Below are 24194 nucleotides of genomic sequence, written 5' to 3' on the forward strand. Positions count from 1 at the left end.
GAACGCGGGGAAGAGCTTGGGGACTTGCCCTCAATAGAGGGAGGAATGAACCAAGAAGCCACTCAGTCTTTAGCTGAGTGGTAGTTCACATCCTTGTAAATATAGATTTTTCTTGATACGATTAAAATAATCTCCCTTTAAGCTAACCTCAAAAACTCTTCATACAGCTGGTATACATTGTACTATCAAATATTTTGAGCATAAACCTACAATTATAACTGTCCTGAAGATGTCATATGATTATGAAGCAGGTAGATCTCATCTCTCCTGAGCCCGGGACAGACAGGGCTACAGCAGCTGGAATTCTTGAGGGTGCCAGAGAAAAAGGTCAACATACACTGGGCATTGAATCCTTCGGCATCCTGAAAGCTTATGGCATCTCTACAGTGAAAACCGCTTTTGTACAGACTGAAGAGGAAGCCATTAAAGCTGCAGAGGAGATAGGTTATCCTCTTGTACTGAAGGTCATCTCTCCGCAGATTTCCCATAAATCTGATGTCGGAGGGATCAGGCTCTCCCTGCAAAACGGAGATGAGGTGAGGGCTGCCTACCGGGAAATGATTGAAAGCATCCCGAAGAAAAGGCCGGATGCATTTCTTGAAGGTGTCCAGCTGCAGCAAATGCTCTCCGGAGGAAAAGAAGTAATTATCGGGATGATCCGTGATCCGACCTTTGGACCCATGTTGATGTTCGGGCTTGGCGGCGTTTATGTGGAAATCCTCAAGGACGTAAGGTTTGCCATTGCCCCGGTGAATGAAGATGAAGCCAGGGAGATGGTCACCGAAATCAAAACCTATCCTCTCCTTACCGGAGCCCGGGGCGCAAAGCCTTCGGATATTGATGCTCTGGTAGATACCATTTTAAGAGTTTCAAGGCTTGTCTGCGATTTTCCGGAAATCGAGGAATTTGAGATTAACCCCCTGATGGTTTTGGAAGAGGGAAAGGGAGCCCTGGCTGTGGATATGAGGCTTAAGTTGAAGAAAAATTAACACTTTGAAGGAAAAATTCTACTTTGAAATAAACTGGTAGTTTGAAGAAAAAAGGATGGAATTGATTACTTTTTTCAGGAGCAGTCTTTTTTCTCTTTATTTTCTTCTTAATCTCTCCATAACATGCCTGTTTTTCGGTTCTATTCATTTACCTGTATTTTCATCTGGCCTATTTGCCTGGTTCTTTGCCCCATTCATTTACTATTTCAGCCTATTCTCTGTCCCCTGCACGGCAGATCCTCTTATTTTTTAATATGCCATCTCAAATTAATTTTCGTTATCATCTGCCGGTGGTTTCAGAATTATGAGACGTCTCGGGTTCAGGTCAAACTAAAATTATAACATTTGTTTCGTACATAGTGAAGGTAGTAAATGAGGTGGTAGTATTACTCGGGAACGGAAAAGATTCATGCTGGCTGTGGGTATCCTGCTTCTTTCGAGCACTGTCGCCATCAACCTCCTGCTTGAAGACTCACCGGTGGTGATCCAGCTGGAAGGGGACACGTTCAAGGTTGTGGATATTCCGTATGTATATACTGTAAAAGAAGCGTATATTCTCCTTTTTTCCGGATTTTTGGGAGGGCTGGCGCTGGCTCAGGTTCTGCCGTCCCTGGGGGTTCAGAACTCTGTTTTTTCCGTAACGGACTCTGTGGCACAGGTAAAAGCTCTCAATATCACAGCAGAGGAAGCACCGGAGAAGATTTTAAAAGTCTCCCTTGAGAATGCCTCAGGCGAAGAATTCCAGCCTGCCAGGGCTAACATTGACCCTACGGATGTTCTTTTGCGGGCCCTTGAAGGAGATGAAAAGAAAGCTGCTACTGCCCTGGGCTTTTTTAATGAACCTGAAGAAGTTTCCCGGATAGAGCAACCACTGATTGATTTGCTTGGGGATGATGAGCTCGAGGTGCAGAAAGCCGCTGCCTACTCCCTTGGAGACATTGGAAGTAAAAAGCCATACCCTTTATTGCAACATTCCTTCAGGCTGAAGATCCGACTCTACAACTTGTTGCTATCGATGCCCTGGGGAGATACAAAGATCCTGAGGCTGCTGACGCTCTTATTGCTGTCATTGAGGATGAGAACAGGTTTGTAAGAGTAGAAATTGTCCACTCACTTATAGAAATAGGAGACCCTCGAGCAGTCGATCCTTTGATTTCTTTGCTTGGGGATAAATACTATAGAGTCAGGCAAAGTGCTGCATATAGTCTTGGAATATTTGGAGATCGGAGAGCTGTTGATCCCATTCTCAATGCTCTTGAAACCGAAAGAGAGGCAGAAGTTAGAAATTCGCAGGTTAATGCTTTAGGAGAACTTGGAGGGCCTGAAGCTATCGAAGGTTTGCGCCGGATCAGCACGGATATGGAAGAATATGGATACGTGAGGACTGCCGCAGAGGAAGCACTCGGAAAAATAGAGGGAGGTGGGGAGGCGAATGTCTCCTCTTCTTCTTGATTTGATTGTTTGGATTATGAAAATATGAATAACACGAAGCAAGTTTCGGAGCGAAATCATTTCAAGATAAAATCAATCCCAAAAATACCTCAAATACACATCAAATACACATCAAATACACATCAAATACCACTGAATATAAAGAAACAGGCAAACAGTTTCCTTACTTCACGTTTATATTAGTCTAGCAATATTTCCAAAAGTTTGGGGTTCTGGAGAGATAACTTAAAAATTCCAGGTTTTTGATCGTTAGCAGTCAACTGTTAGCGGAAGCTATGCTAGATATTTGAAAATCCCGACAAAATCTGAAATTTTTTGTAAATAATACGGAGGAATGAACAAAATGAAGAAATATACAGCAGTTTCACTGGCTGCTCTTGCTGTCTTAATTCAGTTGCATCAGGAACCGCAAGTGCAGCAGATAATGTTAGCAATGGGACCACTATTTGTAACGTTGTCGCTACCGATTATGAATGCAATAACTGGTACAAATGAACATTTTAATTGTAAGGGTTGCAGATGTTCGGGCTCTGGGAGATCTGTGAGGGCCTGAAGCTCCAGAATAAGTCGGGAAATAAGAGAAGGAATAAGAATAAGGAGATTATAATGCTTTTGAGTTCTTTGGTTTTTGAGTTATTTGCTTCAGGGAACTGGAAAGGAGGTCGAAAGGTTTGGAGATAACTGAGGATTTAGTTCCCGTACCTGTCCTGTCGCTGCCGGACGAGGTGTCTCTGCTTGCAAGGACTCTTTCAAGGACCCTTCCTATGCAAATCCTTAAACAGCTTCAGAAAAAACAGATGTCTGCAGGCGAACTTGCATCAGAACTTGGGCTCCGCCTGAATACACTGACATACAACCTTGCCGTGCTGGAAAAGGTTGGCCTGATAAAGGTCAGGCAGGTAAAATGGAGCTGTAAAGGCCGTGAAGTTAAAATCTATGCCCCGGCGGAGCAGCCAGTTTTGCTGGTGCCGCGGGCAAATAGAGATAGAGACCCTTTAGTCCTGGATAGTCTGGAAAAAACTCTGGAAAACTGCCGGGCAAATCTTTTTGGCCAGGCAGTTGCCCTTTCGGAGGGCTCAGGAATAAATGATGAGTGCGTATCCTCCGACAAAAAGCACAATGATCAGGAAGCTCTCCCAGCCTATACCCGCTATGCCGTGCTTTTCCCTGTCAAGGAGGCCCATGACCAGGATTGAAACTTGCATCAGGGTCATGGCGATTATGAACATCTGGCTCCTGGCAAGCACATGGTATATGGAGCCGTTTAGATAGGCGATATCCGAAAAAGCCACACAGAGCGCATCAAAGGTATTCCCTCCTACGATATTGCTCACTGCCAGGGTCAGGGCCCCCTGCCTGACTGCCGTAAGAGTAACAATGAGTTCGGGAAGCGCGGTGGCTACTCCGGTAAAAAGCCCTCCTACAATGGTCTCGGAAAGCTTTGTTTCTGCAGCAATTACTATTCCGGTCTCTGCCACCACATATCCCGAAAAGGCTACAATTGCTGCCAGTATAAAAAACTTTATTGCAACGCTTTTTTTGTTCAGGTTCTCATCTTCCACATACAGAACCAGGTCTTCAACTGTTGATGCCGTACTTTTCGGAATCCACATGGCTCTCCTCTTTGCTTTCCAGATCATACGTACTCCAGCAGTATACCCGATTATCATGAGAATAGAAGCGGGATTGGTCCCCATTACCGAAAATTCAGGAGAAAACGTTACCAGAAAAATAAAGGAAAGCATGATTATGAGAAGAGTGCCGTGCATCAGGTTGGTATAGGAGGCAGCTGCATGCTCAAGATTTGCTTTTTTGTAGCTGATGTCGGCAAGAGCAAGAAAAGTTGTCTGGGCAAGGATGCCCCCAAGTGCATTGCTGACCGCAAGCTCGGGGTGGTTCTGATAGGCAGCCGTGATTGAGGTTATGGTTCCTGCAAGGGAATTAATGCTCCCTATGAGCACTCCTCCTACCACAGCTTCCCCAAATCCCGTAAGGTCTGCAAACTGGTCTGCGGTTCTACTGAGCCGGATTCCTGCAATACCTATTACGGCAGTAAAGATAACAAAGAGAATTATTGCAGCAGACAGCTCCATTCCTTTTTCCTTCTCCGCATTTCAAAAGAGCCTTAAAATGTAGATCCTGGTAAATAACAGAACTTTAAAATCGATGGCTGTAGGGTTTTTGCAACTCCGCTTATTCCTAAAAACAAAAAAGAAATTTTATGGAAGATTTTTTTAATTCACTTTTCATGGATTTTTTATCCAATTTTTGGGTAAAGATCCATGCTGATGTTTTACGATTATAATTCAGGCCTTACTTCTCCAAACCTTCTTAAACTTCCCCAAATCTTTTTAATCCTCTACCAGCTCTATTGCGTCGGTTGGGCAGACCTGTATACACTGTTCGCACTCTATGCAGTCCTCAGGACGCGCCACTACTGCTCTTTTTCCTTCTTCTGTCTCTTTCGCATCAAACACGTCCACAGGGCAGACATCATAGCATTCGAGTGAGCCTACACATTTGTCGTAGTCAATTCTTGGATACACTCTTTTCACCACCTTTTTGGGATTTGAACTCAGCCCTCAACAAGTTCGATAGCATCTGCCGGACAGGCTTCCACACACTGCTCGCACTCTATGCAATTTTCCTTGCTGGCTACTACTGCCTTTTTTACTTCATCTATCATTTCAATATCAAAAACTTCCGCAGGACAAACTTCATAGCAAGCAAGAGCTCCGGTACATTTGTTATAATCAATTACTGGATACATCTTTCCTCCATCTTATCAGTCCCTGAAATAAGGCATTTCAACTTCCAGTGCTGGCGTTAACCTTATTACTCTTCAGTTTTTCACTGAATTTTGATATCCACTGTTTCTACGGCTTCCCTATAAGGTACTGTCACATACAGTTTGCCGTTAAGATACTTTGCAACAGCTTTTTCAGGGACAATCCCGCAGCAGAATGCGTAAGTTCCGGCGTATTCAACTCCGGTCTCTTCTCTTTTTGCTCTTATGAAAAAGCCGTCCTCAACCATCTTCAATTCGATGCTCTCTTTCTTGACTCCCGGCAGATCAATTTCGATGTCCAGGTTTCCCTGGTCATCTGAACATGAAAACACATCCGGTGACATTTTCACCATTGACATACTCCCCCCTCCTCATGTATTATATAAAAAGTCCAAATAATAATAGCTGGATCGTTTTATTTATAATTTATGAATTAAAAAATGGCACCTCAGTTTCCTGAAGCCCAATTCTTAATTATTTCTCCGAGGGCCATTTTCCCTGGCCGTTTTCCCTGGCTGTTTTCCCTGGCTGAATATTCGTAAGTTTCTGTCTTTTTTACTGCCACAGATCCCTGTTTTTATCTATAAAAGCCCTCTGAACTTCTATTTTCGAAGCCGTGTAAATCAGCGCTGCAGGGTGGTAGAGTTTCAGGATCATTCTTCCTTCGTGTTCTACAGGGACCCCCCATTCCAGTTTTCTTTCGGGGCAGTAGGACTTCTCAGCTGTGTTGCCGAGGAGAATTATGATCTCGGGGTCAAGCAGGGTTATCTGGGCAGCAAGGAAGGGTTTGCAGCATTCTATTTCACTCGCCGTTGGGTTTCTGTTTTCCGGAGGGCGGCATTTGACAGTATTTACCACCGTCCAGTCCGTTTCAGTAAGCCCCATGTATTCTATCATTTTATCCAGCTTTTTTCCTGCCCTTCCGCAGAATGGAATCCCGGTTTCATTCTCGTTTTTTCCCGGTGCCTCTCCTATGAAGAGTACTTTCGGATTGCAGGACCCCTTTCCTATTACTCTTTTGATTGCATTTTTATGGAGCTGGCATCGTGTACAGGCGGTTATTTCCCTGCCAATAGCGGCATACCCGGCTTCCACCAGTTTTCGAACTCTCTCTTCAAAATTCCCACAGTCTTCTTCCTCTGCTGCCATAACTTTGTCTCCTTCGTTTTTCCTGTTATCCTGAGAGTACAGCTTTTTCCTGAAACCGGTACTTAATCAATATCTTTTTTCTTCCGGTGTTAGCTGCCTTTTCCTCTGGTAATAATTGTTTTTTTCTCTTGAATTAATTGCCTTTTTTCTTGTTTTTCATATAAAAATAGTAATACATCTCTTGAGGCCCGTCTCTTGAGACACATCTCTTGAGGCGTGAACGGGAACAAACTTATTTATGGAAAAAATTCCATGACAAAGATAACCAATACTGAATGAATAAAATTTTCTACAATATTATATTTTAAGTTTTATTCTCCTATCTATATAAAATTTTGTTTACAAAGGTGTGCTGAGGGTAATGACTTCCAGAAACTTTCTTACGATCGATGATTTTGACATAAGCGGAAAGACGATTCTTGTAAGGGTCGACATGAACTCTCCTATGGACACCCAGGGCCACATTCTGGATGATATGAGGATCCGGAGCCATATTGCGACCTTGAAAGACCTTGAAAGTGCAAAAGTTGTTCTGCTTGCGCACCAGAGCAGGCCCGGAAAAAAAGATTTCACTACGATGAAACCTCACGCTCACCTGCTGTCCAGATATCTTGGCAGGCAAGTTACTTACGTGGATGACATTTTCGGGACATTTGCAAAAACCCAGATTGCCTCTATGGAAAATGGGGACGTTATAATGCTCGAAAACGTCCGGTTTTATTCGGAAGAAAGTCTTGAAAGAACGACCGCAGAACAGGCCAATACCTATATGGTTAAAAAACTGTCACCTTTTGTCGATATTTTCCTGAATGATGCATTTGCAGTATCCCACAGGTCCCATCTCTCCGTTGTCGGATTTACCGAAGTCCTTCCATCAGGAGCTGGCAGAGTAATGGAAAAAGAGCTTACGTCTCTGGACAGAGGGGTCAAAGGAGGGGAACGGCCAAGTGTTTTCGTGCTGGGTGGGGCAAAAGTGGACGACTCCCTTAGAGTGACTGAAAACGTTCTCACAAATGGAGGGGCTGACAGAGTGCTTCTTACCGGAGTGGTTGCAAATGTTGGGCTTGCTGCTTCAGGAGTAAACATCGGAAAAGCAAATATGGATTTCATCAAATCTCAGGGCTATGAAGACCAGATTGAAAAGGCGAGAGGCTTGCTTGCGAAGTTCGAAGACCGGATTGGCCTTCCGAAGGATGTAGCCTTAAACGATGACAAGAAACGCGTCGAAGTTCATATCTCTGAGCTTAACTCCAATTCTCTGCCCATTAACGATATAGGGCTCGAAACTATTGTGGAGTTCACAAATGAAATTCAGAACGCCAAAACCGTTGTCTTAAATGGCCCTGCAGGAGTTTCCGAGGTCGATGCTTTTGCCCTCGGGACCCATGAAATTATAAAAGCTGCTGTTAAATCCGATTTCTCAATCATTGGTGGGGGACACATCTCGGTTGAAGTTTCACACCTCGGTCTGGAACACCGCTTCTCACATATCAGCACAGGTGGAGGAGCCTGCATCGATTATCTTGCAGGGGAAAAGCTGCCCGGAGTCGAGGCTCTGAAGGCTGCCTACAATAAATATCAGGAAGCTAAAAATTTTTAAGGTTTTGTTTCCTGCGAGTTCCGGCAGTAAGAAAGGATTTCTGTCTGCCATTCTCTGTCGGAATTTTCTTATTTTTCTTTTCATTAATTATCTTTCATTCTTATTTTGCTTTTTTCTCATTCTTCTTTCAATTTTTTTCCAATCCTGTTTTCATTATTTTTCCAATTTTTTCCATTCTTCCTTCAATTTATTTTCCAATCCCTTTTTTCATTATCTTTCCCTTTTCAGGACTCCATACAATGCCGGAAATGTACTTTAATCAGTTCCAATAACATACTGTTATACCAGTTTCCATACATACCATCATACTAACCAGTGGTTGACATTACTGGCTGGTATTCACAGCTTAAACGCATAATTAACAGGTTAAACGCAGTTTACAGGTGTTGGTTCAAGCATGCTTACAGAAACAGAAGGTAGGGCCGCAGTCAAGCTTGCAAGAAAAACAATTGAAACCTTTTTATCGGAGGGCAGGCTTCCCGGGCCGCAGGAGTCAGGCATTGATCTTTCTCCGGTCTTTGGGGAGAATCGGGGCGTTTTTGTCACACTGACGGAAGATGGGCTTTTAAGGGGCTGTATAGGACATCCTTATCCTGACTCAAGCCTTAAGGAAGCAATTCTGGACTCCGCAGTCTCTGCGGCAACCCGGGACCCGCGCTTTCCCCCGGTCGAGAAGGAGGAGCTGGACAGCATAGTCGTTGAGGTTACGATACTGACTCAACCTGAAAAGATCAATGTAGCTCCAAAGGACCTCCCGGATAATGTGGAGATCGGCAAGCACGGGCTCATCGTGAAACAGGGCTACTATCAGGGGCTGCTGCTTCCTCAGGTCGCTCCTGAGAACAATATGGATCCTATCGACTTCCTGAGCCATACCTGCATGAAAGCCGGCCTTTCTCCGGATGCCTGGGTTAAAGGAGCAGAGGTATATCGTTTCGAGGGGCAGATCTTCAAGGAAACGGAACCTGGAGGCGAAGTCATAGAGGAGAAGTTTTGAGGCTTCTGAGAGCCTCCTCATTTTTGAGACCCATACAAGGCTGGGTGTCCACCGTTATTTACTACTCATTTTCATATTTTCTTTATCACGTCCGAGTAAAACGATTTCAACATCGTTTTATATTGTAAGATCTTTTTTATTTTTTGGATATAACTCACTTTTAAGTTAAGTTGAGCAAACATGAATACCTGTAACCTGCAGAAAAATTCGTTTCCGGAATGTTCCGGTAATATTAATCCTGAGCTCTATGTTCTCTCTCTGTCCCGGTTTTGCGAAGACCTGGGGTCCGGGATGCTGGTTGCTCTGATTCCTTTATATATCTCTGACCTTGGGGTATCCTTTTTTTCCGGGCTTCCCCTTGTTGCCAGGGCAGGGCTTGTAATGACGGTTTTCGGGCTTTTCAGCGCCCTTACGCAGCCCCTTATGGGCAGGCTCTCGGACAGGCTTAACTGCAGGAGGCCTTTCATCCTCTTCGGGCTGATAGGGTATACCTTCTTTTCTTTCTTTTACTCGCAGGTAACAAGCTATGAGCAATTGCTCTTTATCCGGCTGCTGCAGGGGATTACCGTAGGGGCGACCATACCTGCGGTTATCGCAATGGTTACGCATATCTCGACCTCTGAGACCCGGGGAAAAGCCGTAGGAGTCTATACAACCATCAGAGGGGTCGGCTTCGGGCTCGGGCCTGTTGTTGGGGGAGCAATAGCCAGATACTGGGGTTTTGATGCCGGATTTTACTCCTGTGCCCTGCTTGGATTGGTAAGCCTGGTTCTTGTGACCTTTTTCGTAAAAGAAACCAGAGGCTCTCCTGAACCGGTTTCCGAAAACAAAAGCGGCAAAAAAAGCTATGCTTCAGTTTATTCCCTTGCAGGCGCCATGCTAATGATGATGGTTGGGATAATGATGGTAGTTGCCCTTATCCCTGAATACGAGATCAGGCTCGAAGCATCCGAGCTTTCCCTGGGAGTTGCGGTTTCAGCCTACATTTTCGCAAGGCTGCTTTTCCAGGCTCCTCTCGGCAGCCTCTCGGATAGGATTGGCAGGAAAAAACTTATCGTTGGCGGCCTTTTCCTGAGTGTCCCGCTGGTTGTCGGGATGGGCTATATAACAAGCATAAACCAGCTCATCTTTTTCCGGGCTTTTCAGGGGCTGCTTGTAGCTTCAATAGACACGCCTGCAATGGCGCTTGCAGCCGATCTCTCGGACGGCTCTTCTTTAAGCTCAAGGCTCAGCATCATAACAACTGCCCAGGCAGCAGGAATGGCTTTCGGCCCTATCTTCGGAGGCTTCCTTGCAGGATATGTGACTTTTGTAACACCCTTTTACGCCTGCGCCCTGCTTATGCTCCTGGCTGGTTTTTTGGTAATCAAAAAAGTAGAAGAGCCTGCAAAAGAACCTGTAAAAGAAGGACACCCCGGATAAAAATCCGGGGTTATTTAAATAATTGTTTGAATAAAGTTTTAGAAACAGTTTAACACAGTTTGACACAGTTTGACACAGTTTGACACAGTTTTAAAAAAGGCTGATTCTTAACTTATGGATGATTCTTAATTTTTCGTTTTTATGGAACCTGCAGGCTTATATGAATCGAGTTGTATGCATCAGTCCGCCCGCAGGTTCTTTCTTATAGACAGTTTTGAAAGATGGAGGTTACCTTTTTAGTTTTTCAGGCTAACTTCAGGATATGGGAGCTCTGAACAGAATCCGTTTTACCGGTTTATTCAATCTGAGGTTTATTCAATCTGAATTCTTCTTCCGGTCACGGATTTTGTTTTTGGCAGGTTAACTGTTAAGACGCCGTTTTTGAGCTGGGCAGTTGCCCCTTCTTCGGTTACGCCTTCCGGAAGAGGAATTTCACGGTAGTAGCGCATGAAAGACCGCTCTTTTCTGAGGTAGCCTTCTTTTTCTGTTTCCTCTTCTTTCCCTTTCGCTGCACTGATTACAAGGAAGTTGTCCCTCAGGCTCAGCTCGACATTTTCTCTGTCAGTGCCCGGCAGGTCTGTTGTAACAATTACCCTGTCATCTTCTTCTGCCACATCGGTCAGTGGGGATAAGGTCTCGCTTACGTATCTGTTTTCCAGTGCAGGAAAAGTTCTTAACATCTGTTCCATATGTTCCTGCATTCTTCTTATCTCATCAAACGGGTCCCAGCTGTACACGTCACGGGATGGTCTCTTTACTGGCAGTTTCATGTACAAATTCCTCCTTACTTGACTCCAGGTTATCTTCAGATCCCAGTTCTGCTGGTCTCTTTTCAGATTTCCCTGTTTTGTGTATTTCTTATTTAATATCTTATTTCAGTTGGCTGATGACCTTCAGCTTGATCTGTAAGTGGTTCTGGAGGTGTTGAACAGTTTTCCTATCCTTTCTTCGCAGGAAGCTGCCTGAAAGACGTGGAAACCCTGCCAGGGGTGGAAATTTGAGAGTGGAGTTTTTGTTTTGTTCGCTCTGTCCATGTCTCTCAGGATAGATGAGAGTTTCAGGTTCTCATCCTCTTTCTCGCGAAGGGAATAAATCCGTTTTTAAAGGTGATACAGGTTCACCTTTTGTCTGTTCTCAGGTCTCTGTTTACAGGTCTTTGAGAGGGTAACTGATGGTCTTGTCCTACAGTTAATATGTTGAAGTTACTGTAGGGTGGATATTATTGCTCAGTTACTATCCTTTAGTTAGTACTCATTATATTTATATTTTTCGTTCACTTGGGCTTTGCCTATAAAATAGCCAAAAAACAGTTATTTGCTGGGTATGAGGGGTATTTTTCGGGTATTGGGGGTATTTTTAAGGTATCAGGTCAACTTTTAGGGTAAGCAGTTATTTTCAACATCTTGCGTCGTATTGTTAACCCATCTAAAAAAATCGTTTGCAGTTGACTGTTCAGGAAATTAACGGCAGATTGCAAACCGTGAAAATTAAAGGCTTTTGTTCCAGGGTATTTTCTGGGTAAATGACCTAATTCTTAGGTAAACATCTTATTTTCAGGTAGGCGTATGAATTTTCAGGTAATGGAAATTCTCCAAATAGAAACAAGCTGCAGGCAATCATATGCTTACCCATAAAATCCCCCAAAAATGGCTATTTTTAAGGTAAATGGGGTATTTTATAGGTAAATAGCTGATTTTTTGGGTATCGATGTGATAATTCAGGTATATAATTAATACCCGCATCATCAGACACTGATCTGGACAGTGACAACAATTTAGAAATATAAGAAATCTGACTTGATATTATTAATCGGATACACAGGATTCGCCCAGAATAACCTATAACATTTTTCGGTCGGGTGACCTAAATTTCAAGAACGGTAACACTATTTGAAAATCAGCTGTGTGAAAAAATGTATATATTATTTTGTGGTAGCTCCGTGCTTAAGCGTATGTCCTTTGGTTAATGTTTGATTTTTGGGAATCCATTTTTTAATAAACTTAGTGTATTCTAAACGAAACTTCTCATTTGTAATGAATAGATTTAGCATATTTATACCAGGTTGGTATTGTTGCAGAGATGTTATGTTCATAGCTTTAGCGATTTTTGTGTTCTCTTGAATCTCGTTGAGAGTAGAAGTGAAATCCACACGGGGTTCGTCCATAGAGGAAGTGCAATCGAAAATCGAAAAGTTGATATCTCCAAATGCTAAATAATCAATTTCTTTTTTCGAAGGGTCATATATAGATATCAGATGATTTAGCAGTATTTTCTTTTTTGGTTCATTTTCGAATAGCTCTTTAAATTCATCTTTGTGAATTTGAAAAACAGAAATAACTTTCGTGAACGCTTCATCTAATTGGTTCATTGAATCACATAAACGATATTGAATAGTGTCAGTGACCTTTTTTGAATTATTGTATATTAAACAGTTTCCTGAAAAAACAACACCAAGTAAACAATACATATCCATCGTAAAATTAAAATAAGCGTCTTCAAGTGCATCCATTTTTGGGTAGAAAACGGCTGCTAGGCCTTGATTTAGTTCTTTAGAATATCTTTTGTCTTTGAATAGTATTAGGATATCATGAATATATGGTACTGATCCCGTTAGTGTGATAAGTGTGTTTAAACTTTGTTTCATCTTAAACCCTCCATTAATTCGGAGTAAAGCTTACCAAGGGAATTTCATAGTAAAGAATCCCTTCTAAAATCAATCATAAATAGACTTTTAGTTTTATTTGATGATGTTCTATTATATGACAGTGTTTATATATAGATAGTCATGTAGACATTGTAAGTTCAAGATTCGCATTAAAAAATGAAGTGTTATTTTCAAAGTTAACTCCACTTGGCCTCAAACATTTTTTATGAGATTTATATTTTAGGGTATCAAAGCTATTTTTCAGGTATGAAACTAATACCATATCCGCAAACATCAACCTCGATATCCACAACAATCCAAAAAAATAAGAAATTAAAAAAGAGAATTCAGCCGCACATTGATTCTGGTGGGCTGAATTTAACAACCAGGTTTTTCCTGTTTACAACTGGTATTGCCCTGGTTATCGCTTTTCCATCAAATAACTGGTCTATTGAGATCCCCATTTCGTGTAATTCATGAATCAGTACGACAATGTTGTGACACAAAACCTTGCACAGAATCTCGTTTATCTGGGAAGTCATCTTTCTGCTTTTCAGCCGCTCCCCGAACTTTGATTTTATCATGTTAAAGGCACTTTCAACATTGTTCCTTGCTTGAAGATGTTTCAGGAACTCCTCTCTTTTTTCATGGAACAAATCATACATCCTGGTCCACGTCAAAGAAGTATCAGCCCTTCTTGTTGCACAGCTGTCAAATGGGATGTAAGGAATGCCTCCTGCCTGGGATACAATGTCTAAGTTTTTCCTGCTGAGGTATGCTCCGTCTGCAGTTTGTTCCTCAATCTTGAAATTCTTAGCGGTGTTTGTGAACAATTCCTCAAAGAGAACAGTGTCAGATACGTCAGAACTCGTGATTTTCACGGCGGTTATGATATTAGACTTGACACCAATGTTAATATGCGCTTTAAGCCACTTTCTTTTTGATTTATGAGCCCCGTATTTCTCTGAGTACCATGATTCATACACGCCTGTAGAGAATCCCGAAGAATCCATTGCAAATACCCTTTCGATTTCCACAAGCGGAGTACTCACAAGTTCGATCAGATTTGTAAGTATAGGAGTTAACTCTTCCTTTTGCATGTACGCCAGGATTGTATTGTAGCTGGGGAGGTCCTGTTCTTCAAGATCACCGAACAGGAGTTTGGTTTCAGATTCGAATCTCCTGCAGGATAGCATTGAATACACTTTGTGCACCATACTGAAAATCATGATATCAAGAGGGACCTGTGGCCGTCCCCTTTCTTTGCCTTTATCCAGCTTGTTTGCCTCAAGCTCTTTGAGGACAGAACATACTTCCCTTAATATCTTCAAGAACTCGGGTTTCTCGTTTCTCTGGGCTTCGTTATACTTCGTCCAGTTCTGAGTATATGTTTTATGATTCTGCTTTTGGAGAGTTTTGAGCTCCTTATCCAGTTCTTTTTTATCAGGCAATGGCTCGCCAGAAGAGTATGTCTGGACAGCGTGGATGTGCTTGCAAATCTTTAGTTTCTCGACGAAGTCAGGGCAGGTGCAGGTATATCCTGAGCTCTCAGCAAATTTTACAGGATACTTTTTCCCACTGTCCCCTTTAACAAGCCAGCTTCCGTCCTGGAGTTGCATTACCCTTTTTTCTTTTGCAATTATTTTCCCTCGTATTTTCCTTGCTGCAGTGGTCCTTCGTTTGAGACGGGATTCCAGACTGCCATTTTTCTTTGGTTTAGACCATCTGGATGATGGTTTCTCAAGAACTGTAGCGGGGTCAATGGATGTGAATTTCTCGTATTCAATAGATTCATCATTGACTTTTGCTGGGGGTACGTTTTTTTCATCCTCAACTTTTTTGCTGGAATCTTTCTCTGTTGCGTCCTTCGTCCTTTTCCTCATATTCCAGCTACTTGATATGGTTTCTTCTGTGTTTGATGATATGTGACCACTCCCATGTGGTATTACTAGAATTGTGTCCTGTTTGTTATATTACAATTAGGTATATACTAATTGATATAGAATGATATATACTTTACTCTTGAAAATATTACTTAAAGTAATACACCAAAACTATTATTAGGATACTATGTACTTATTTTGATAATACTAAAACTCATACAAAAATTCTATATACGACAAAATCATATGGTGAAAATATGCGTGAACATTTTGGGTGCTTTTTCCAGATGGCAAATGCAAAAGGATCTAAAGTTCTTATTGTGGGGAATAAGTGCTACAGATGCGGGCATGAATGGTTACCCACTGGCGATACACCTCGTGTATGCCCAAGATGCAAGTCACCTTACTGGGACCGCCCACGAAAATCAGAGACTGATTCTGAAGATAACGAATTCGAAGACGTTGTAGGAAAAGTCTTTGAACGACTTGAAAAAGTGATTAAAAATCATAAAGACGATATGTCCGAGGAAGATATATCATACGAACTCCAGAAAATGGTGGGAGACCTCAGCCCAGAAGAACAGATGTTATTAAAAAAGAAGTTGTTGGAAGAAAGAAAGTGAACAGGTCAGAATTTTCTTATATATGATAATTAATTTCTATAGTATACTGCGATTGTTTTTCTCTTATTTTAAGCGATGAAGAAAAACGTATATTTTAACAAATCAGAAACTTACATATCATTGATACTATCAACTATTTCAGTAAATTTTATTTACCGCTTTGCTTCTCAAGCTGAATAGATGTTGCAATATATTTAATCCTTACTTACAAGCCTCTTGTATACATTATTCAACAACATTTCTTTGACCATTCTCCCAAAATCTGCATCATCTTTTATTTTGGAATAGAGGTCAATATTCACATCGATAAGCTCATTGAATTCATCTAAAACAATCTCTTTGAATACAAGATCAAAATCATCTTTCTTGTTGACTGCAGGATTTGCTGCGGCGATCAGGCGTGGGTTTTCGATCAGACCCTTTTGCAAATCATCAAGTGCCTGCCCGACCTTATCGTTTTCAGTGAAATTAGTTCCAAAATGTTCATTGATCTCTTTGATTATTTCAGACAGGGGAGTCAATTCATCTTCTATTGAGCGGGTTGCACCTGGCTCGGGAACAGGACGCAGGCGCCCATCATCGTTGGTAAGAAGGATGCTTCCCTTACTTGTTTCTTGAATCCTGAAGGAACTCATATTGACTTTTTCCGTTATTTCAGTTGGCAACCGATCAAGATCCACGTGGAGCTCCTTTACAAGATATTTAGAATACTGGTAAAACTTTTCAAGTTCCTCATCGAAGAACGGGATAATTTGTGAGAGGAAAGCATACTGACGTACAAAGGTTTCCATCCTCTTCTTGAAATCCCGTTTTTCGTCGTCTTCCAGTCTACTCCACCTTTCAATTGCAGGACGGAGGGAAGTATACAGTACCGCCTGATTTCCTTTTTTTGAAAAATATTCTGCTGCAAATTTATTGATATCAGAGTCATCGAATACAGCAAAATCTTTTAACTGGTTCTCATAATCGTACAGTTTATTTGGGTCAGTGGGTTCAGTAAGAATGGTCTTGACATAGTACCTTTGAAATGGTTCTCTAATCTTTTCAGCGTCGTTTACGAGATCCAGTACCATGGTATCGGACTTTTCTGGATGCCTGCGATTCAGACGGCTCAAAGTTTGTACGGCTTCTACCCCTCCAAGTTTTTTGTCCACATACATGGTGTGTAACAGAGGCTGATCAAAACCTGTCTGAAATTTGTTGGCTACTATCAAAATCCTGTACTTATCTGCTTTGAATTCTTCCGCTGTATTTTTCTCAGGGAAACCGTTTTCACCCGACTCTGTGAAGTCTTTGCCTGTATAGACTTTACGAACATCTTCACCTTTTACAGTCCCTGAAAACGCAACAAGGACTTCAAATGGATATTCTCTCTCTTTAATCTGTGTTTTAAATTCCAGTTCGTATCGGATAGCGTTTGCTCTGGAGCTTGTAACTACCATTGCCTTGGCCCGACCACCGATACGATCCTTTGTACCTGTCCCAAAATGATCCAGCATCAATTCAGTTTTTTTCCTTATAGCATATTCACTCGAACCGACATAGGATTTAAGAAGGGATGCTGCAATTGTTTTTTTGTACTTCGGGTCATCCTCAATCTTTTTCATCAACTCGAAATACGTAGTGTATGTAATGTAGTTCTGAAGTACATCGAGGATAAATCCTTCTTCAATTGCCTGTTTCATGGAATACAGATGGAACGGTTCAAAAGTTCCGTCTGGCTGCATTTCCCCAAACATTTCCAGAGTTTTGTTCTTGGGAGTGGCGGTGAACGCATAGAAACTGATGTTCTTGGGTTGAAGTTTCAGGTCCGTAGTAATTTCTTCCATTTTTTCATTGATGATATCTTCTACATCCTTGACCTGTTCATCCTCGTATTCGATTGAGTCCTCAGTTACAAGCACTCTCCTGAGATCACGTGCAGTATCACCTGTCTGAGATGAATGTGCTTCGTCAATAACAACAGCAAACCGTTTACCTGGGGTTTTGTGGAAGGACTCAATTGCAAATGGGAACGTCTGCAATGTAACAATAATAACCTTCACGTTGCTCTCGATAGCTTTCGCGAGGTTTTTGGCTTTGTCTGTCTCGATACTCACTATCGTACCTTTAACATGCTCATGTCCCAGTATAGTTCGGCTGAGCTGATCATCAAGGACACGCCTATCGGTAATGACAATGATGGAATCAAAAATATGTTTATTGTTTTCGTCATGCAGACCTGATAGCTTGTCGCAAAGACGCGATATGGTATAACTTTTACCGCTGCCTGCGCTATGCTCAATCAGGTATTTTCTACCAGCGCCATTAATTCTTGTATTTTCTACCAGGAGATTAACCGCATCAAGTTGATGATATCTCGGGAAAATTAACTGAGTAGAAATGGCCTCATTTTTTCCTTTTTTGCTGACAATCTGAAGGAAATTCTGCATAATGTCCAGCAACATATCCTTTTTCCAGATCTCTTCCCATAAGTATGCCGTATCGTAATTATCTTCACCATACGCTGGAGGGTTACCTGCACCGTACTGATACCCCTTGTTGAAAGGCAGAAATTCCGTAGACACTCCCTTTAGCTTTGTGGTCATAAATACAAGGCGAGGGTCCACTGCAAAATGTGCAAAACACCTGCCGAAACTTAACAAAGGCTCATTTGAGTCACGATCCTTATATTGGTCGATCGCATGTTCAACATTCTGACCGTTCAGGGGGCTCTTGAGTTCAGTAGTGATGATGGGCATACCGTTTATGAACAGGACCATATCAATGGATTTTTCAGGTGTTTTCGTACTATAATGGAGCTGACGCACAACTGAAAATATATTTACACGGTATTTATCCTGATGTTCTACGTTAAGTCCATTTTCGGGTTTGAAATATATAAGGTCAAAGTGGCACCCAACATCCTTTACTCCAGTTCTAAGAACTTTGAGTGCACCACGCTTTTTAAAGTCTTTGGTCAACCTGTCAAGAAACTTTTCTTTGACATCCGCCCCATGTCGGGATTTGAGCTTTATCCATTCTTCAGGCTGGGTTGTCCTGATAAAATCGAACAACATATCAGAGTCCAGACAGAGCTCAGGATCGTAGTTACTGCTCGTGCGTTTAATGTATTTGTTATTGTGGATGAGTGACAGTTCGATATCTTCTTCAAACTTATATTCATAAGGCTTACTCACAGACAGTCCCCCTGACATCAATTTTCCCTGTTACAGCATCAGAAATCAGTGCTGTACGGTATTCTTTGAGGTACTCGATGGACTGTTTTATCTTTTCGAGGAGAGTGTCTATTTGGGCTGTTTCACGGTCAAGATATGAGGCTATAGCTTGTTGTTCGGGGAGGGGGGGATAACATATTGGTAAATCACCAAGAGACGAAGAATTAATTGCTGGATAACTTACCCCTTCAGAATGCGACATTACAGAATCTATAAATTGATTTGATCTTATCAAGTAGAATAAGTATCTATGATTAACAAATGATCGAGGCCTAAGCACAGCAAATCCAGTCGATACAATGAGATTTGGTTCTGGGTTGATGAGGTGTAAGATAGCCTTTAGGTAGGTTCTAACTGTTGAGATGATTATATCGTTTTCCCGAACTACTTTCCTGGCTCTTGAAGGTGCATCTATGAATTTCATTTCTTTTGGTGAATCTACCATTTTTCCAAGGCCAACATTACCAATATCTACGTATTTAAGTACAAATTCGGGATCGGTATTTTCAGGTAATACATTGGGATTTATTGAAGCACTATGTTTCAATTTGTTGACTTCCCACCTCTCTGGAATCTCCCCTATCCACTCAATACCCGAATACTTCGTTGGCACATCGTGGTCAAGCCCTTTCGTAACTGTATGACTGATCAGTGCCGCCCGTTTTTCTTCCAGAAGTTCAATGAAATGCTGTTTCTTTTCTACAAGCATGTCGATTAGGGAAGTTTCACGGTCAAGGAAACTAACTATTTCATTAATCTCATATTCTTCTGGCGGTAATGGGATTGAAATGTTACCGACTGTTTCAGTATTAAGGTTTAATTGGGTCCCTAATTTACCCAATCCTTTGTAAGGTTCTCCACTGGTAAATATATAGTATAAATATTCGGAGTTCAGTTTTAATTTAGGAAACCAAACAAAACCATCGTGAATACAGCACTTTATCTTTGTAATAATTGGTTTTCCTACAGATCCAGCAATACTCACGAAAAAATCGCCAGGATATTGCTTTACACTTAGTGAACTCCCTAAATCAGACAGTTTTTGTGTAGTTTTTTCTAAATAACGCTCACTTGATGTTACATCAGCAATTCGAACCCATGAAAAATCACCATTATCATCAAAATATATTGGATCATCAATAGGTCTTGGAGATGCGCCTCTTTTTACTGGAGAGAACCATTTAATTCTAACTGTATCCCATTCCTTTGGAATCTTTCCAATCCATTCAATATCAGAATCATTATATTCTGGATAGGGATCCAGCTCTGAGATACATATACATTTAACATGGGAATCACTCATTGCTTCATCACTCCCAGTATATCCAAGATTTCGTTTTCCAGAGTATTGATATCATTCTCGATTTCCTTTAAAGAACGCGGGGGCTGATATTCATAGAAATACTGGTTGAAATTGATAATATACCCTACCTTACCAACTTTACCATCCTTCTCGTCAGTTACTGATTCATTTATCCAGGCGTCGGGGGCATAAGGTTTGACTTCACGCTCGAAATATTCATGAATATCTTCGTCCAGAGGAACATTTTCATAATCCCGAAAGTCCGAGTCATACTCAATATTGCCTTTTTTATCTTCACAAACATCGGCAGTTTCGTCTCTTTCCGACATTACAGAAAGAATAGCCTTTTTAACAGGTGATTCTATTACTACTCCTGCATTTTTCAGGCTTTTATTCAAAACCCTGGTAAACTCATCGCGGTTCTTATACACAGTAGTCTTGTCAATACCCGACAAAACTTTCAGGATAGATTCCTGTAATATCTCACCTTTGGCTTCTTCTTTGTCTTTTTCTTCAGTATTCTTTCGTTTTCGACTAACTGCAAGGTTCTGGAATGCTGTCTGTTCTTTCAGCATCTCGATACGATTATCTGTTACCTGGAAACTCAATCTGAGAGGTCTGTCAATGGTAATCTTACGGTAGCCGAACTCAGTGTTATCATGAATTTGAGAATATTCATTTTCAATGAAATGGTTATGCAGGCGAGTTAGAGTCTCTATTTGCTCATGTGAAATCTCGTGTCTTTTATTACCAAGACTTTTTCGCATGTTTATGTAACATGCAGTCCCATCGATGAGCTGAACCTTGCCTATTCTGCGTTCTTCTTTGCGGTTTGTCAATATCCAGATATAGGTTTGAATGCCAGTGTTGTAAAATAACTGATCAGGTAGTGCTACAATCGCTTCTAAATAATCTTTATTAATGATCCATCTTCTGATTTCACTCTCTCCAGACCCTGCATCGCCTGTGAAGAGTGGAGATCCATTCATAACAATAGCCACGCGCCCTCCGCCGTCTTCAGGAGCTCTCATTTTTGAGATCATGGTCTGCAGGAACAACAACTGGCCATCGCTTTTGCGCGGAAGCCCTGCACCAAAACGGCCATTATCACCCATTTTTGCTTCATCTTCAACAGCTTTCTTGTCCTTTGACCAGTCCTTCCCGAATGGGGGATTGGCAAGCTGGTAATGGAAGGTCATGTTCGGGTGGCCATCATTGGAAAGTGTTGATTTTTCCTTGATGTTTTCGGCGTCACGACCATCTCCTTTGAGCAGTAATTCGGATTTGGCGATTGCATAGGTTTCAGGATTTATCTCCTGGCCATAAAGGTGCAGGTCCACATCTGGATTGATGAAATCGCGAACATAGTCCTTTGAAACTGTCAACATGCCCCCCGTCCCACATGCGGGATCATAGACAGTGCGCACTGGACAACTCTGGCTAAGGGTGTCTTTGTCCTGGTAAAACAAAAGATGTACCATCATGGCGATGATTTCACGTGGGGTGAAGTGTTCCCCAGGATTTTCGTTCATGCTTTCATTGAATTTCCGAAGTAGTTCTTCGAAAATGTATCCCATCTCAATGTTACCGACTGCATTTGGGTGCAGGTCAACATTAGCGAATTTACTGATTAACAGGTAAAGGAGGTTGTTTTCATCGAGTTGGTCTATGTATACTTCAATTTTGAATTTGGAGATAATCTCCTTTACATTCTCCGAAAACGCGTCAATGTACGCCAGGAAATTCTTTTTTATGTTTTTCGAGTCGTCAAGGAGCTTTTTCATATCGTACTCGGATGTATTGTAAAACCGTTGCTTAGATTCATGACAGAGGGCGCTTTCCTTATCCTTGACCTTGTCCTTCAACATTTCATTTTGCTTGATCACATCTTTTTTCGTATGTTCAAGTACACATTCGAGTCTTCTTATGACTGTGAACGGCAATATTACATCTCTATATTTCCCTGATTTAATGTCGTCCCTTAAAACCTCGTCTGTTACACTCCATATGAAATTGGCTTTGTCCTGGAAATTATTCAATATATCACGGCCCTCATGGACAGGTAATAGTTATAATAGTTAAAGAGTTTATTTATTTTGGTCAAACTTTTCTGTAATATCCGTTTTGTCTACAAAATCATCCCATATATCCACTTTCTGGGTAGGATATTTTTAGGTAATAATATTTTATAGTAAAGCGAAATATTCTATATTTTCAAATGTAATTATATTAACACAGTTATATATATGTTGTGCAGGAGTTTTAATAATCATTTATCATTATAAATCACCTATAACAGATGAATATTTATCAAGGACTACAATTTCCCATCGGTTTTTAATATTCAAAACTTTTATCACGATTATTTTTAAGGTAACCACCCTATTTTTTAGGTATTGCCCCTATTTTCTGGGTTCACAGTGTATTTTTAAGGTAAATTGATTTTATAGGCAAAGCGGTTCACTTGCCTGCTTTCAGTCTTCTCAAAGCAGGATGTTTTTCAGGAAAATCGTAGAATTTACAGGCAGAAAGAGCTTTTTCGTGCGGCGCAGAACCCTGGTATTCAGGAAATAAATTCACCCCGTAAAGAGGGAGGAATTAAAAACGAAGTCTGCACTAAAGAAACTGAGTTTATGCCATTTTGCCTCATTAATCAGTAAAACTCGAATATTTGTTGGGCAAAAGTAGAGTTTAGGTGCAAAAGACCTATTTATTTCAATTTAAAATATGTCCTTAATGAGAAGCATCACTAATTTATCTGTTTAATAATAAAATCCATGTCAACTGGTTTATATTTTGTCAATTCAACTGAGATATTTATCCTTTTATTTTCTTTATCAATAAAAGGGTACTCACGGAGGTTATTGTTGTGATTATGGCCACAAATAGCCCAATCATTCCACTTGGAAGGAACATTCTCGGGTCGGTGTGTTAAAAAGAATTTGTGATTTACATATTCAAGGATAAAATTATCATGAAATTTTATTTCATTTGATTCATCATGATTTCCTTTGATGAAAAAAATGTTTCCGTTTAGCTGTTTTAACCAATAATCTGTTGACCTACCTCCTCTTCCATAAGCCAAATCCCCCAAAAAATAAACGGTGTCTTTATTGTTGATGGTATTGTTCCAGTTTTGCACGAGTGTTTTATTCATATCAGCAGTATCCAGAAATGGTCTTCTGCAATACTTTATAATATTCGTATGATCCAAATGGAAATCCGAAGTTACAAAAATCCTTGATCTTTTAAATACACTTTTGATATTATCAATCATGCTTTTTTTTGGGATCTCAATTCTCTCGCTTAAATACTCACCTGGATTATAACTACCTTCAAAGTATGCATTTAATAAATTCAATGTGTGAGTATAAATCTCCCCATCCAGTGCCAATTTCCTTCCCAATGGTCTCCTTAAAAGAAAGTCATATTCTCGTAGTATTAATTGATCTTTCACAAGAGTTGCTCTGACCATTATATGTTTGAATTTCAGTCCGTCTTTCCCCGCAACGAATAGTTTTATCCCTTCGAATTTGTCATCGGGTAGCTTCATTGCAATTGTTGAGTGAAATTCATATTTCCGTTCATAATCATACTTATTGAGATTACAGTATGGCTTGAGCATTTGAGCAAGGTTCCATCTAAACTCTTCTAAAACCTGGCTTGGGGTTATGTCAAGGAATATTACTTTGGCATCTTCAAATGCGCCGAACCCGTTTACCTTGAAATCTATTAGCGAGTAGTTTGAACATAACAAATTGAAATCTCTGATCAGTCTAGTTTCGTCATCGGTAGTAAACGGGCCTGCTAGTGTAATATGAGGAATCGCTCTTTTAGATTTCAGCCCGAATCTCTGATTGACTTCGTCTACCCACATTTTGATTTTATATTTCGCATAACCGTGGAATCTAAATTCAATCAGATAATGTGTCATATGAAAACAGAAGCATCAGAAGTATTTATAAATTATTGTACGCAGTTAAATCTGATCATTAATCTTAACGAGTACTTATTTCAATAGCTCAGATATGCCTTAATGAATATATCAATAATCTCAAATTGGATTTTTCAGGTATTCCCCTAATTTTTTAGGTATCGTCCCTATTTTCTGGGTTCACACTGTATT

At 40.9% G+C, this 24194-nt stretch carries 21 protein-coding genes; 8 read left to right on the plus strand and 13 right to left on the minus strand.

Features of this window, described 5'->3' with window-relative positions:
- The first annotated feature begins 236 nt into the window (after nt 1-236).
- The 4 genes from EO93_RS13850 (at nt 237) to EO93_RS17030 (ending at nt 3637) form a co-directional block, all read left to right on the plus strand.
- Nucleotides 237-989, plus strand: a complete 753-nt coding sequence (locus tag EO93_RS13850) for an acetate--CoA ligase family protein (RefSeq protein WP_048132472.1) — start codon at nt 237-239, stop codon at nt 987-989.
- Between the two features lie 409 nt (nt 990-1398).
- Nucleotides 1399-2082 carry a HEAT repeat domain-containing protein gene (locus EO93_RS18010; RefSeq protein ID WP_235284276.1) on the plus strand — a complete coding sequence of 228 codons (684 nt, stop codon included), beginning with the start codon at nt 1399-1401 and terminating at the stop codon, nt 2080-2082.
- The gene (locus EO93_RS18300; protein ID WP_235284278.1) at nt 2010-2441 is read left to right on the plus strand and encodes a HEAT repeat domain-containing protein; all 432 of its coding nucleotides are present in this window, start codon (nt 2010-2012) and stop codon (nt 2439-2441) included. Before EO93_RS18010 ends, EO93_RS18300 begins: the two co-directional genes overlap by 73 nt.
- 671 nt (nt 2442-3112) lie before the next feature.
- Nucleotides 3113-3637 carry a transcriptional regulator gene (locus tag EO93_RS17030; protein WP_082105920.1) on the plus strand — a complete coding sequence of 175 codons (525 nt, stop codon included), beginning with the start codon at nt 3113-3115 and terminating at the stop codon, nt 3635-3637.
- Here the strand turns inward: EO93_RS17030 and EO93_RS13860 are convergent.
- From EO93_RS13860 to EO93_RS13880, 5 genes are all read right to left on the minus strand, one after another.
- The gene (locus tag EO93_RS13860) at nt 3518-4534 is read right to left on the minus strand and encodes a sodium:calcium antiporter (protein ID WP_048163128.1); all 1017 of its coding nucleotides are present in this window, start codon (nt 4532-4534) and stop codon (nt 3518-3520) included. The genes EO93_RS17030 and EO93_RS13860 overlap by 120 nt on opposite strands.
- A gap of 258 nt (nt 4535-4792) precedes the next feature.
- On the minus strand, nt 4793-4987 hold the full coding sequence (locus EO93_RS13865) for a ferredoxin family protein (protein WP_048138373.1): 195 nt from the start codon (nt 4985-4987) through the stop codon (nt 4793-4795).
- Nucleotides 4988-5016: 29 nt separating this feature from the next.
- Complete coding sequence (locus EO93_RS13870; protein WP_048163129.1) at nt 5017-5211, minus strand: ferredoxin family protein; 195 nt, start codon at nt 5209-5211, stop codon at nt 5017-5019.
- A gap of 80 nt (nt 5212-5291) precedes the next feature.
- A complete protein-coding gene (locus EO93_RS13875) occupies nt 5292-5588 on the minus strand; it encodes an Hsp20/alpha crystallin family protein (protein WP_048132462.1) in 297 nt (98 codons plus the stop codon).
- Nucleotides 5589-5784: 196 nt separating this feature from the next.
- The gene (locus tag EO93_RS13880; RefSeq protein WP_048132460.1) at nt 5785-6378 is read right to left on the minus strand and encodes a uracil-DNA glycosylase family protein; all 594 of its coding nucleotides are present in this window, start codon (nt 6376-6378) and stop codon (nt 5785-5787) included.
- Nucleotides 6379-6727: 349 nt separating this feature from the next.
- On the opposite strand from EO93_RS13880, the gene EO93_RS13885 reads away from it, so the two are divergent.
- The 3 genes from EO93_RS13885 to EO93_RS13895 all read left to right on the plus strand — a co-directional run bounded on the left by EO93_RS13885 (nt 6728) and on the right by EO93_RS13895 (nt 10397).
- Entirely contained in the window at nt 6728-7978 is a 1251-nt protein-coding gene (locus tag EO93_RS13885) for a phosphoglycerate kinase (RefSeq protein WP_048163130.1), read from the plus strand.
- Nucleotides 7979-8375: 397 nt separating this feature from the next.
- A complete protein-coding gene (locus EO93_RS13890; protein WP_048132457.1) occupies nt 8376-8975 on the plus strand; it encodes a TIGR00296 family protein in 600 nt (199 codons plus the stop codon).
- 180 nt (nt 8976-9155) lie between these two features.
- On the plus strand, nt 9156-10397 hold the full coding sequence (locus EO93_RS13895; RefSeq protein WP_048163131.1) for an MFS transporter: 1242 nt from the start codon (nt 9156-9158) through the stop codon (nt 10395-10397).
- 311 nt (nt 10398-10708) lie between these two features.
- On the opposite strand, the gene EO93_RS13900 is transcribed toward EO93_RS13895, so the two are convergent.
- The 4 genes from EO93_RS13900 to EO93_RS13910 form a co-directional block, all read right to left on the minus strand.
- Nucleotides 10709-11167, minus strand: coding sequence for an Hsp20/alpha crystallin family protein (locus EO93_RS13900; RefSeq protein ID WP_048163132.1), 459 nt, complete (start codon nt 11165-11167; stop codon nt 10709-10711).
- Between the two features lie 123 nt (nt 11168-11290).
- Nucleotides 11291-11431 (minus strand): hypothetical protein, encoded by a 141-nt coding sequence (locus tag EO93_RS17640; RefSeq protein WP_156161333.1) that lies wholly within the window; start codon nt 11429-11431, stop codon nt 11291-11293.
- An 887-nt stretch (nt 11432-12318) separates the two neighbouring features.
- Nucleotides 12319-13041: a hypothetical protein gene (locus EO93_RS13905; protein WP_048163133.1), complete on the minus strand. Its 723-nt coding sequence runs from the start codon at nt 13039-13041 to the stop codon at nt 12319-12321.
- Nucleotides 13042-13388: 347 nt separating this feature from the next.
- Nucleotides 13389-14924: a transposase gene (locus tag EO93_RS13910; RefSeq protein WP_048163134.1), complete on the minus strand. Its 1536-nt coding sequence runs from the start codon at nt 14922-14924 to the stop codon at nt 13389-13391.
- Between the two features lie 257 nt (nt 14925-15181).
- On the opposite strand from EO93_RS13910, the gene EO93_RS13915 reads away from it, so the two are divergent.
- Nucleotides 15182-15547 carry a hypothetical protein gene (locus tag EO93_RS13915; RefSeq protein ID WP_048163136.1) on the plus strand — a complete coding sequence of 122 codons (366 nt, stop codon included), beginning with the start codon at nt 15182-15184 and terminating at the stop codon, nt 15545-15547.
- A 194-nt stretch (nt 15548-15741) separates the two neighbouring features.
- Here the strand turns inward: EO93_RS13915 and EO93_RS13920 are convergent, their stop codons facing one another.
- The 4 genes from EO93_RS13920 to EO93_RS16605 all read right to left on the minus strand — a co-directional run bounded on the left by EO93_RS13920 (nt 15742) and on the right by EO93_RS16605 (nt 24002).
- Nucleotides 15742-18726 carry a type I restriction endonuclease subunit R gene (locus EO93_RS13920; RefSeq protein ID WP_235284277.1) on the minus strand — a complete coding sequence of 995 codons (2985 nt, stop codon included), beginning with the start codon at nt 18724-18726 and terminating at the stop codon, nt 15742-15744.
- Complete coding sequence (locus EO93_RS13925; RefSeq protein ID WP_048163139.1) at nt 18719-20068, minus strand: restriction endonuclease subunit S; 1350 nt, start codon at nt 20066-20068, stop codon at nt 18719-18721. The genes EO93_RS13920 and EO93_RS13925 overlap by 8 nt, the downstream gene beginning before the upstream one ends.
- The gene (locus tag EO93_RS13930) at nt 20065-22107 is read right to left on the minus strand and encodes a class I SAM-dependent DNA methyltransferase (RefSeq protein WP_048163140.1); all 2043 of its coding nucleotides are present in this window, start codon (nt 22105-22107) and stop codon (nt 20065-20067) included. Before EO93_RS13930 ends, EO93_RS13925 begins: the two co-directional genes overlap by 4 nt.
- A gap of 710 nt (nt 22108-22817) precedes the next feature.
- Nucleotides 22818-24002: a 2'-5' RNA ligase family protein gene (locus tag EO93_RS16605; RefSeq protein WP_052735465.1), complete on the minus strand. Its 1185-nt coding sequence runs from the start codon at nt 24000-24002 to the stop codon at nt 22818-22820.
- Nucleotides 24003-24194 lie beyond the last annotated feature (192 nt).

It is taken from the genome of Methanosarcina sp. 1.H.A.2.2, from assembly GCF_000979975.1.
Taxonomy (GTDB): Archaea; Halobacteriota; Methanosarcinia; order Methanosarcinales; family Methanosarcinaceae; genus Methanosarcina.